The 11,688-nt window shown below is 38.0% G+C and carries 13 protein-coding genes; 5 read left to right on the forward strand and 8 right to left on the reverse strand.

The window, feature by feature from the left end:
- From ACIQXF_RS04505 to ACIQXF_RS04530, 6 genes are all read right to left on the reverse strand, one after another.
- The coding region (locus tag ACIQXF_RS04505) for a hypothetical protein (RefSeq protein WP_402779603.1) at nt 1-290 on the reverse strand (290 nt) is incomplete at its 3' end.
- Nucleotides 291-433: 143 nt separating this feature from the next.
- The gene (locus ACIQXF_RS04510; protein WP_402779605.1) at nt 434-1,399 is read right to left on the reverse strand and encodes a YpdA family putative bacillithiol disulfide reductase; all 966 of its coding nucleotides are present in this window, start codon (nt 1,397-1,399) and stop codon (nt 434-436) included.
- Nucleotides 1,400-1,512: 113 nt separating this feature from the next.
- Complete coding sequence (locus ACIQXF_RS04515) at nt 1,513-2,268, reverse strand: metallophosphoesterase (RefSeq protein WP_402779607.1); 756 nt, start codon at nt 2,266-2,268, stop codon at nt 1,513-1,515.
- A 159-nt stretch (nt 2,269-2,427) separates the two neighbouring features.
- A complete protein-coding gene (locus ACIQXF_RS04520; protein ID WP_402779609.1) occupies nt 2,428-3,111 on the reverse strand; it encodes a LysM peptidoglycan-binding domain-containing protein in 684 nt (227 codons plus the stop codon).
- A gap of 309 nt (nt 3,112-3,420) precedes the next feature.
- Nucleotides 3,421-4,860, reverse strand: coding sequence for a RecQ family ATP-dependent DNA helicase (locus ACIQXF_RS04525; RefSeq protein WP_402779611.1), 1,440 nt, complete (start codon nt 4,858-4,860; stop codon nt 3,421-3,423).
- Nucleotides 4,861-5,889, reverse strand: a complete 1,029-nt coding sequence (locus ACIQXF_RS04530; protein WP_402779613.1) for a YpbB family protein — start codon at nt 5,887-5,889, stop codon at nt 4,861-4,863. It lies immediately after the preceding gene.
- Nucleotides 5,890-5,996: 107 nt separating this feature from the next.
- Here ACIQXF_RS04530 and ACIQXF_RS04535 point away from each other — a divergent pair, with 107 nt between their 5' ends.
- The 3 genes from ACIQXF_RS04535 (at nt 5,997) to ACIQXF_RS04545 (ending at nt 7,823) form a co-directional block, all read left to right on the forward strand.
- Nucleotides 5,997-6,245, forward strand: coding sequence for a ferredoxin (locus tag ACIQXF_RS04535; protein WP_402779615.1), 249 nt, complete (start codon nt 5,997-5,999; stop codon nt 6,243-6,245).
- Nucleotides 6,246-6,557: 312 nt separating this feature from the next.
- The gene (locus tag ACIQXF_RS04540) at nt 6,558-7,340 is read left to right on the forward strand and encodes an enoyl-ACP reductase FabI (RefSeq protein ID WP_402779617.1); all 783 of its coding nucleotides are present in this window, start codon (nt 6,558-6,560) and stop codon (nt 7,338-7,340) included.
- Nucleotides 7,341-7,493: 153 nt separating this feature from the next.
- Nucleotides 7,494-7,823 carry a BRCT domain-containing protein gene (locus ACIQXF_RS04545; RefSeq protein ID WP_402779619.1) on the forward strand — a complete coding sequence of 110 codons (330 nt, stop codon included), beginning with the start codon at nt 7,494-7,496 and terminating at the stop codon, nt 7,821-7,823.
- 190 nt (nt 7,824-8,013) lie between these two features.
- Here ACIQXF_RS04545 and ACIQXF_RS04550 read toward each other — a convergent pair whose 3' ends face one another.
- Nucleotides 8,014-8,661, reverse strand: coding sequence for a peptidylprolyl isomerase (locus tag ACIQXF_RS04550; protein WP_402779621.1), 648 nt, complete (start codon nt 8,659-8,661; stop codon nt 8,014-8,016).
- Nucleotides 8,662-8,740: 79 nt separating this feature from the next.
- Nucleotides 8,741-9,952: an MFS transporter gene (locus ACIQXF_RS04555; protein WP_402779623.1), complete on the reverse strand. Its 1,212-nt coding sequence runs from the start codon at nt 9,950-9,952 to the stop codon at nt 8,741-8,743.
- A gap of 306 nt (nt 9,953-10,258) precedes the next feature.
- Here ACIQXF_RS04555 and ACIQXF_RS04560 point away from each other — a divergent pair, with 306 nt between their 5' ends.
- Nucleotides 10,259-11,083, forward strand: a complete 825-nt coding sequence (locus ACIQXF_RS04560; RefSeq protein WP_402779625.1) for a methyl-accepting chemotaxis protein — start codon at nt 10,259-10,261, stop codon at nt 11,081-11,083.
- Nucleotides 11,084-11,099: 16 nt separating this feature from the next.
- On the forward strand, nt 11,100-11,651 hold the full coding sequence (locus tag ACIQXF_RS04565; protein WP_402779627.1) for a GNAT family N-acetyltransferase: 552 nt from the start codon (nt 11,100-11,102) through the stop codon (nt 11,649-11,651).
- Nucleotides 11,652-11,688: the final 37 nt, after the last annotated feature.

Genomic DNA, 11,688 nt, shown 5'->3' on the forward strand with positions numbered 1-11,688 from the left:
ACTTTGACGTTTCTATCCGTCGCTTTGATTCTTCTTTCCGTCACTTCGACCATTCTTTCCGTCGCTTGCTTTTCTTTCGCCACTTTTGACGTGCTATCCATCACTTTGACGTTTCTATCCGTCGCTTTGATTCTTCTTTCCGTCACTTCGACCATTCTTTCCGTCGCTTGCTTTTCTTTCGCCACTTTTGACGTGCTATCCGTTACTTTGTCCGGTCTATCCGCCACTTTTGCGATTCTATCCGTCGCTTTTGCAATTCTATTCATCATTTTGTCGATTCTATCCGTCATTCGCCTTTCTATCTGTCATATTCTCGATTCTATCCGTCACTTCGATCTTACTATCCGTCACATTCTAGTTTCTATCCGTCACTTCGACCTTTCTTCACTTTAAAAAAGCTGTATAAGCTCACATGCCTATACAGCTTTTATAGTTATTTTTTTCTTGCTACAATTGTCTTTGCAATACAGTCACCATGGAAACGGCCATTTTCAATAAAGATTTCATTGGCATTATTTCCTGCTGCAAGAACTCCAGCAATGAACAGCCCCTCTACATTTGTTTCCATAGTCTCCGGTGTAACGAAAGGACGACCTGTTTCATCGTCAATGGACACACCCATTGCTCGAATAAATGAATGATCCGGATGATAACCAGTCATTGCAAAAACAAAATCATTTTTTAAAACTTCTTCGCGACCATCAATTTCTACAACGACCTCGTGTTCTCGAATTTCTAACACATTTGTATTAAAATGCATCTTAACTTCCTCATTGCGTACTAAGCCTTCAAACTCAGGTAAAACCCATGGCTTGATGCTAGGTGAATATTCATTACCTCGATAGACAACAGTGACGCGAGCCCCAGCCTTATTCAACTCTAACGCCGCATCCACTGCTGAATTTTTCCCACCAATAACAAGAACATCCGTATCAAAAAATTCATGTCCCTCTTTAAAATAATGGAAGACTTTCGGTAATTGTTCACCTGGAACATTTACGTAATTAGGATGATCATAGTAGCCTGTTGCTATCACAACATAAGGTGTTTCATAAACCTCTTTATCAGTTTTTACGGTAAATAATGCTCCATTTTTCACAACACTATTTACTTTCTCGAAGCGGTTCACTTGAATATTTTTCAAACGCACAACTTCTCGATAATAGACTAATGCTTGATTGCGCTTTGGCTTACGTCCTTCAATAATAAAAGGCACATCACCGATCGCTAAACGTTCACTCGTACTAAAAAAAGTTTGATGCGTAGGGTAATTGTAAATCGCATTTACAATATTTCCTTTTTCAATCACAATTGGTTGTAATCCAATATTTTGCAAGGCTATTGCTGCTGCTAAACCACAAGGGCCTCCTCCAACAATAATTGCATCTGCTTGCTGCATTTTTTGACACTCCTATCAAATTCGATTGGCTAAACGACCAATCCTTTGCTTTCACGCAATTAAAAAATATACGATTAATTTTTATTATACGCCTTCTATTTAGTTTTGGTTGTTTATTTACCTGAAATTTCAATGTCAATAATATGACATTGTGGTTTTGCACCAAAGCGTAAAGGGAGTAATGTCGTACCATAGCCATTACTAACCAACGTCATTACACCCTCACGCTCTCGATAAGAACCATTCGGATGCATACCATATGGGCCAATTCTAATTTGACCTCCGTGCAAATGTCCACCCATCATTAAATCTGCTCGAAATTTTGCTCGAACTTTTGCGAAAACACCAGGATTATGTGCAATAAAGACAACTAAATCATTTTTTCCTACTTTTGCAAATGCTTTATCAAAGCTATATTCCTTTATCGTAGTATCCTCGATAGCGCTTAGCCAAAAGCGATTTTTTTTCGGTAAAAGAATAGCATCATTGACTATTATTTGAACACCATGCTCCTGTAAAATGCCTTTTAGTCGTTCTTCTCCCACTTCCCTGTCATTGTTGCCCCATACAAAATAAGTTGGCCCTAATGAGGTCAATAGTTTCAAATTATCATGAATACGTTCGATAGGGGTGCGTCCATCGGCAAAATCTCCACCAATAATTACAGCATCAAAATGTCCATCTAATTGCTCAATCATCCGGCGATTAATTTTGCGTAGATGTGTATCCGAAATAAAAAATAGTCGAACCTTTTCCGGTGCACCCTTTAATAGCAGTTGATGTTGTAAGACATTGTCTTCATGTGCCACCTTCCACATATAGAGTAGGAACGCGATGACTACTAAAACGAATAGTCCAATATAAATCATTCCTTCACTTCTCCTTACGAAAGCAAAAAGACGATTCGTTTAATGAAGAATCGCCTTTTTACTAAATCAGACGTACGCCTCAACCTTATTTGGTGTTAACGCTTGTCCATTATTTTATACTAGAAAAACATCATTGCCAAAGAATGACACACTCTTTCCTTATGGTAGTTTAATAACTTGCCCAACCATTACAGTATTAGAACTCATCCCATTAGCTGCACGAATTTTTGCTAACGTTGCTTCACTTCCATCACCGTAATGATTTAATGCAATACGAAATAGATTTTCATTTTCCTTCACTGTATGAGTACTTGCTGTTGCAGCTTGTTTTTCTGCTTCGGCTTTTCTTGCTGCCTCTGCTTGTTCTCGTTGCTGTGCTAATCTAGCCTGCTCAGCTTTTTTGGCTTCTTCTGCTTTTCTAGCCTCTTCAGCTTTTTGATCAGCTGCTAATTTTTCAGCGTCTTTTTTAGCCTGATCCATTGCTTCTTTGTTTGCTTTATCGTCTTTTTTATTTTTGTCAGTTGATGCAGATCCATTTGCCTTATCCCCTGAGTTGTCGATTTCTAAAACTGTATCCGTAGAAGCTTTTTCTGCCTCCTCAATTGTTTTACCTGGTTCATAGAATTTCACAAAATAGATTAATATTGATAATGGAATTAGGATAAAAATAACAAATAGAATCGTCATTAATGGCGTTTTACGTTTTGTTTCTTTTGGCTTTTTATTATTACTTCCATTTTTATTCATTCTTGAAGCTCTCGATAACGTTTGTTGTTCTTCTTGTTCTTCTTCAAATGATTGACGATGTTCTTCGATTTTATCGCGATAATCTTCTTTACTCATTCGTCTTTCCCCCAACCTTGCTACGCTTTCTATCATTCTATTATGACGAATTTTGCGAAAAAAGTAAATGACCGTCAGTTACAGTACCAATTATCTCCCAGCATAATTGAGCCCGGAGCCTTTAGGTCAACAAATGTTTTTTGCGCAAAAGCGAAGCGTCAGCGGCACAATGTCGAACACTCTGGCCTTTCCACAGGATAGGAACATCTTAGCCTAGGTTCCTTTATTTCAGCGGATGCTTGGATACCTGCTGAAAAGTGTCATAAACCCGTATTCATAGCTGACGTTTCACTTTCGCTACTAAAAAAGTTAACCCATTAAAAGTTGCTTTAACCGACTTTTCCATGGAATCATTTCTATTTTTTTCTCTTCCTTCAAGCGTACTTTATTGATTTCATCATAAAGGATTCCACAATTTTCACAACAGTTTTCTGCTTTTTTCTGCAATTTTTGCCCAAAATACCCGACTAGCTGTGAGCGAATACAGTCTTTTGTCTGGGTAATTTTTAGCATTTCATCAACAGCATGATATTTTTCCAGTGCCAAATGATTTAGACGTGCTTTAACTTGTTCCTCAGTTTCTTGCTGTAGCCAGTAATCAAGCACACGATAAGCGGTCTCACTCAGCTCTCCGTTTTTTAGCATTTGCGAAGGGTGTATTTGTTGAGCTAGTAGTTCCTGATAGCGATCGACATGACTAGACGTTGGTAAATCACCTGTTACGATAAATTTCGCAAATTCCTCGTCACCATCACTATAAAGTAAAATTGCGAGCGCTGAATGACCATCCCTGCCTGCACGACCAATTTCCTGCATGTAATTAGCTACATTAGCAGGCATCGTTTCATGAATGACTTGACGAATATCTGGCTTATTGATACCCATTCCAAAAGCATTAGTTGCCACAATCCAATCTAGTTCACCATCTATAAACTGCTGTTGAATAAATTGCCGATCCTCTGCCCCATAGCCAGCATGATATGCTGCAGCGCGTATACCAGACTGGATAAGTGCTTCGCTATATTGTTCTGCACGCTTACGAGAGGACATATATAAAATGCCCGGTCCAGCTGTTACTTTTATATGTTGCATAATCCATTGAGCTTTATCTGCCCGATCCTCAAAAACAATACGCCCAAGATGAATATTCGGACGGTCCACATTGTACATAAATTCAAAGGGTGTATCTAACGACAATGTTTCACGTATCTCATGGATTACCTTGTCTGTAGCAGTTGCTGATAATGCTAAAACAGGCGGACGATTTTCTTGAGAAAACCATTGGCCAATTCGTAAATAATCAGGGCGAAAATCAAAGCCCCACTGAGAAATACAATGTGCCTCATCTACTACGATAAGACCTAACTTCATTTGTGAAAGCTTGTCCTGAACTTGCTGTTGTAATAGCATTTCTGGAGACGTAAAAATAAAACGATACTGCTCTAAAAAATGTAATACATATCGTTTTTCATTGACAGTTAAAAATGAATTTAAAGCAACTACTCTTTTTTCGCCAAAGCGTTTTAACTCCTCCACCTGATCCTGCATTAACGAAAGCAATGGTGAAACTATTAATACTGGCTTCTCTAGGATATACCCTGGTAATTGATAACAAAGTGACTTCCCCATGCCTGTTGGCAATAAAGCAATTACATCTCTTCCTTTAAGAATGGCTTCAATGACCTCTTTTTGACCAGGACGAAATGCCTTATAACCAAAATGCTTTTCCAAAGTTTGTTCAAGCTCCATTTAAACTTCTCCTTTCGCTAGGACAAGTCTTAATTGGAAATAACTCATACCTTCCACCACTTCATGCAATGTCTTTAATTTTTTGGTTTGATAGTGTTTTGATGCCTGCCAAATTTTTTCCGCTTCTTCATAAGAGACGAATGGACCAATTGAAAAGTTCGGTTCATACATGGCTAATTCTACAAAATGGTCCTCTATTGTACTTTGTTTTAGCCTTCTAATTTGCACAATCTGCTCAATTGAATACCCCTGCTCATATAGATGGGCTGTTTGCTGGGTTGAATCGGTTAGTAATGCCTTAACTCTAATCCCCTCGGCTATTTTACCAAGTAACGAAAATTCGTTTGTCTGATGTATTTCATTTAATAATGTGTGTAGCAATTCTATATAAGCCAATTGACAATCTAAAACCGTTTCCTTACGCTCACTAGCAAGCTGTTGCCATGTCCACCCCGGTAAACCAAAGCCACTTAAGCGATAAAGAACAAGCTGCTTATTTGCATCAGATAAAGGCAACACAGCAAGCACGGCTTCAAACTCCTCTAATAATTGCTGCTGTATTTGACCATTTTGATAGCTATGATCAAGTAAAAATGTTCGAACCCACGACTGAACATTTATATCCCTACTAATTGGAGAAAATGTACGAACTTCAGCTCTTTGATAAGATAGACTTTGCACGATTAAGGACAGTCTTGCAAAAAACATATGCTCATTTCCTCTATAGTGCCACCCGTCAAATAAAAAAGCAGGCGTTTGCTCTGCTCGTTGTAAACCTAGCTTTTTCATGGAATAATGACCAGATTCCTGCAAATTTAACCAACTATATTGCACAAATAAAGATACAGCCTCATCAAATGTCTTCCGTGGTAGCTTAGGTAATAGCCCGAAATAATTATGTAACTGAAATAGCCCAATGTCTTGAATAGTCTGACCTGAGCGCTTTCCTTTTAATACATGATAGGCAGCAGAAATGGTACGTTCGTTATTGAGTTTTTGAAAGATTTGCAATAAAATTTGATGAAACATAGACGCAAATTCCTCCAATATAATAGTATTTATGTTGAAATGTAAGATAAACATCTTTAAAATGAGTATGAAGCTTAATAGGAACATCGTAAAAGGAGAGAAAGAAAATGGCTAAATACACAATAGTTGATAAAGATACATGCATCGCTTGTGGCGCATGCGGAGCCGCAGCACCAGATATTTATGATTATGATGATGAAGGTATTGCCTTCGTTATTTTAGATGATAACATGGGAACAGCTGAAGTTCCAGAAGATCTATTAGAAGACATGCAAGACGCTTTCGAAGGCTGCCCAACTGACTCAATCAAAGTAGCAGACGAATCTTTTGATGGCGACTCATTAAAGTTCGAATAATTTAATACTCCAAGCGTATCTCTAAAGGCATCCTAAATCGGATGCCTTTTTATATATTTTTCTGCAACCTCGTTCCCCTTCACCATTATAAGTCTTCACCATTCGGGCGCTTTTTGAACAAAAAATTACTTTAGGATAACTGTACAGAGCGCAAAGCCAATAAAATAATAAGAACATCTATTGGATTCGCCACTAGCTAAGTAGAGATACAATTTTTTTGCACCTATGTTATTGCAACCATTTTTTATGTATGATAAGATTTTAGTAGTTGGTACTAATAACAGATATTATTTCATAAAGGGGTTCTTATAGATGATGGATAATTTATTACAATTAAAAGATAAGAATATTGTCGTTATGGGTGTGGCAAACGATCGTAGTATTGCATGGGGCATCGCAAAACGTTTATTTGATGTAGGTGCAAATGTTATTTTCACATACCGTCAAGAGCGTTCATTAAAAAAATTACAAAAGCAATTAGAGAATATCGGACAATCTGATTCGCTAATCGTACAATGTGACGTTAATAGCGACGACAGTACAAAAGCAGCATTTGATGAAATCGGGGCAAAAGTAGGCGTTATTCATGGTATTGTACACTCCGTAGCGTTTGCCAATGCAGAAGACTTACACAATCGCTTCTTAGAGACAACTCGTGACGGCTATGCATTTGCACAAGACACTAGTGCTTACTCACTTATCTCAGCAGCAAAAGCAGCACATCCTTATATGACTGAAGGCGGTTCAATCGTGACAATGAGTTATTTAGGTGCAGAGCGTGTGCTAGATGGCTACAATGTAATGGGCGTAGCGAAAGCTGCCCTAGAGGCTTCTATGCGCTATCTTGCTGCAGATATCGGTCAAGATAATATTCGCGTTAATGCAATTTCAGCAGGAGCAATTCGTACACTTGCAGCAAAAGGTGTTCCTTCCTTCAACACAATTTTACACAAAATCGAAGAAACAGCTCCATTAAAGCGTAATGTCCAGCAAGACGAAGTAGCAGATATGACAATAGTGATGCTTTCTCACCTATCACGCGGTGTTACAGGCGAAACAATTTACATCGACGCAGGCTACAATATTATGGGTTAAATACAAAGAAGCATAGAAGATCATAATCGATCTTTCATGCTTCTTTTGTCTTTATTTGCATACAATATAGATGCTGGATAAAATGAGATGATTGGGAGTGAAATCCTCTAGAATTCATTAATCTCGAAATCTTTCCAATCAAGGAGAACCAATATGGACAAAAATAAGGACAACTTTGAAGTCATCTACCTTTCTGACCCCTCTGAATGCATGATGCATCCATTTTATAATAAACAAATCGTCTTTACGGGAGCCCTTTCCACTATGATACGTTCAGAAGCTGCGAAAAAAGTGCGAGCTTGTGGAGGGATTATACAAGGGGCTGTGACAAAGGAGACCGATTTCGTTATTCTTGGGAAGAATCGTCGTGGAATCAGTACAAAACAATTAAAAGCTGAGCAGTTGATTAGTCTCGGCCTGGACATTCAAATTATTGTGGAAGATGATTTTATTTGGCTTATTTCTATGCAGCATAATACTTAACATCGTCTGGGCAGTCTCACATCTACACTCATTTCATCTAAAAAGGTATGCAAAACAACTTTCTTCACATACCTTTTGATGAAAAAGCGCATTTACTTAAGACACGATTCATCGTAAAGCACCTAAATGCGAACATAATTTGTTAACACGGAGCTCCATAAGGTTGTCCAGTTTCAATTTGTCACATCTATTATTTTTGTACCTTTGGTGCTGGATAATCAAAGCCCTTTGTATCCACTTCCACCTTTTTCATTTGCTGATCTTTTAATGGTTTATTGGCACCATCTCGTTCAGCAGCAACAATAGCATCTACTGTTTCCATCCCTTCGATGACTTTCCCGAAAGCAGCATATTGGCCATCAAGATCTGGCACTGCTTCTACCATAATGAAAAACTGTGATCCCGCAGAGTTCGGATTATTTGAACGAGCCATTGAAATGACACCGCGTTCATGCTTTAAGTCATTTTTAAAACCATTTGAAGAAAACTCTCCTTCTATCGAATAATCTGGTCCACCCGTACCATTACCAGAAGGATCACCACCCTGAATCATAAAATCAGGGATAACTCGATGAAAAATCAGACCATCATAAAACCCTTTTTTAACTAGAGAAATAAAATTAGCAACCGTATTCGGCGCTGTTGAGGGCTCTAATTCAATGACGATTTTTTCTTCATTGTTCATCGTAATTGTTACAATTGGGTTTTCCTTCACTTTAGATGAATAATCAACAGTTTCTGATTGTTCACTTTCTTTAGCTGCTCCACAGCCAGTTAAAACAAAGGCTATCGTCAGCAGCGCAAACAAGACATAAAATCCTTTATAACGCGCGAACATATTCTTTCAACTCCTCTTTATCAACGATCTATCTATTATAAAACTATCAAATAGATTACGACAAATTATTATTTATGCTTTAAAGCAAATGACCCGTTGCTACGCTTTGTTTTCCAATAATCCCTTTTAACAAAAATGATAGTAAACATGCAATGATTAAAAATATGGCGATCATCGCAACAACGCCTACCCACCCGTAATGCATCCAGAATATACCCCCTACTGTTCCACCAACACTAGAGCCGAAATAATAGAAAAATAAATAGAGAGAAGATGCTTGTGCTTTATCATGAGTGGCACGTTTACTTACCCAGCCACTTGCAATCGAGTGCGCAGCGAAGAAGCCAAATGTAAATGTTGTAATCCCAATAATTTTCAAACTAAGTAGCCCATTTATAGTAAGAATTGCCCCTGTAAACATAATAGCAATGGACAATAACAACATTTTTTGGCGGCCATATTGATCAGCTAAACTACCGAACCAAGCAGAGCTAAAAGTACCAACCAAATAGATGACAAAAATCCAACCTACAATTGTGGCACTTAAATTATAAGGGGGTGCCATTAATTTAAAACCAATATAGTTATAAAGCGTCACAAAGCTTCCCATTAATACAAAGCTAATACCAAAAAGACAAAGCATGGAAGGATCTTTTAAATGTTGTAGAAGGGATTTCGTCAATGCTTTTATTTGTAAAGGACGTGCTGTGAAGTGCTTGGAGTTTGGTAGCATCCAGACAAATAACACACTAATAATTAGACTGATTACGCCAAGTACAAGCATACCCACCTGCCAATTATAATGATCCGTTAACGTTCCGATAATGACTCGTCCACTAAGACCTCCTACCGAATTACCGCTTATGTATAAACCCATGGCAATGCCTAAACTAGACGGATCAATCTCCTCCCCTAAATAAGCCATTGCAATTGCTGGCAAGCCTGCAAATACAACTCCCTGTAGTACACGTAACACTAATATCGTTTCAAAATTAGGAGAAAAGGCAAGTGCAAGCGTAAGAATAGATGCCGCAAAAATAGACATCGTCATTAATGATTTCCTTCCCCAAGCCTCTGATAATGAGCCAACAATAATCATACTGATGGATAGGGCAAAGGTTGTCACAGATAACGATAAACTTGCAACTGCTGGTGATACATGAAATTCCTTTGCAAACGTTGGCAGAAGTGGCTGTGTGATATATAAGTTGGCAAAGGTAATAAAGCCTGCTAAGAATAAAGCCCAGTTTGCTTTCCGAAACGTCTTAGTCCCCTTTTGAATAAAGTCCATTTCTCTCTCTCCTAACGTACGTTCAATACTACTATTATTCTAATACACTATTCTTCAAAAAACACGATAAATTGTCAAAAAATAGACAAAATTATCTCTGTTTTTATTTTTTGCGTTAAATATTATTTGACAAATTTGCAATGAATACTCTAAAAACTTCGGCTCGTTTTTCTTCAAAAAATTTATTTTTTTCTATTTTGAGTTGGCAATTATTGTGCTACAGTGAAAGTAATCATCTAGCAATCATTGTCAAAATGAGCTCTGATGACTAGACTATCTTCGTTGCACAGACTTGGAGGAATTTCTATGAAAATTATTGAAGCTTTAGCTCTTTCAGTACCGTATATCCACCTTGCATTAAAAGAAGAAGCAATTGTAGCTGTTATCGAGAAAGAAAGTGAAACAGTTGTAAAATATTTAGCTGGCAAACGAGTTGATTCAGGCTATCAAAATGGAGAAAAAGTGAATGCCAATGACCAAAATGTTTTCATTGCCTTTAATGGTCAAAATGCCGATGTCGTTATACCAGAGGATGTGTATGGGGTTGCCATCAATGCTTTTTCATTCCCCATTCGTGAAAATGGTAAAGTTATAGGTGCTCTTGCATTTGGATTACCCATCGACAATGAGCTTAAACTCGAAGATTATATGAGTACAATGGATAACATTGTGAACAGTCTACAAGATAAAGTACATACAATTGCCTCACATTCAGAGGAATTAGCCGCTACAAGTGAGGAAATTAACAAACAAGCGCAGCACGCTCTTGAAGATTCAGAGAAAACAAATGAAGTAACAGATTTAATAAAAAGCATCTCTCGTCAAACGAATTTACTTGGCTTAAATGCATCCATTGAGGCGGCTCGTGCGGGTCAACATGGCGCTGGCTTTAACATCGTTGCACAGGAGGTTAGAAAACTCTCCTTCGAAACATCGAGCGCCACTGAAAATATAGAAGCATCGTTACGAAATATTAATAGAAATCTTGATAATCTTAAACAAAATATGGGGCAAATCAACGACGCAACGAACGAACAGGCACAGCTCGTTCAAGATTTCAGTGAAATTATTGAAGAGTTAACAGTTTTAAGTCGTGAAATGAAGGGCTTTATGCACGATGCCTTAAAATAAATAGAGGTGAAAACCATTGCAAATTAACATCAATCAAGAATTATCGTTACGTACTGTCGCACTAGAAGATGCAAATGCTGTTTTTGCCTTAACAGATGCATCACGAACATATTTACGCGAATGGTTACCGTGGCTGGATTTTACAAAGGAAGTAGCCGATACAACAGCATATATAGAAGGCTGTATAAAAGGTCACGAAGCAAATAGCAGCCTCTCTCTTGTTATCATTTTTCGGGATGAAATAGTAGGCATCGCTGGCTTTAATACTATCAATCATAGCAATAAAGTTGCTGCTATTGGTTATTGGCTCAGTGAAGGAGCTCAAGGACATGGTATTATGTCAAAAACTGTAGAGGCATTATTACAATATGCCTTTGTAGAGCTACAGCTCAATAAAGTTGAAATTCGTGCCGCTGTGGGCAATTCAAAAAGCCGTGCCATCCCTGAGCGACTAGGCTTTATAAACGAAGGGACGATTCGTGCAGCAGAATGGCTTTACGATCATTATGTAGACCATGTTGTTTACGGTATGCTTGCTAGCGAGTGGAAACAACAAAGCGAGAACTGAAAAAAGCAGTTAGAGACCTGATGATTGTTGTCATCAG

Source organism: Lysinibacillus sp. NPDC097231, from assembly GCF_044761885.1.
GTDB lineage: Bacteria > Bacillota > Bacilli > Bacillales_A > Planococcaceae > Lysinibacillus.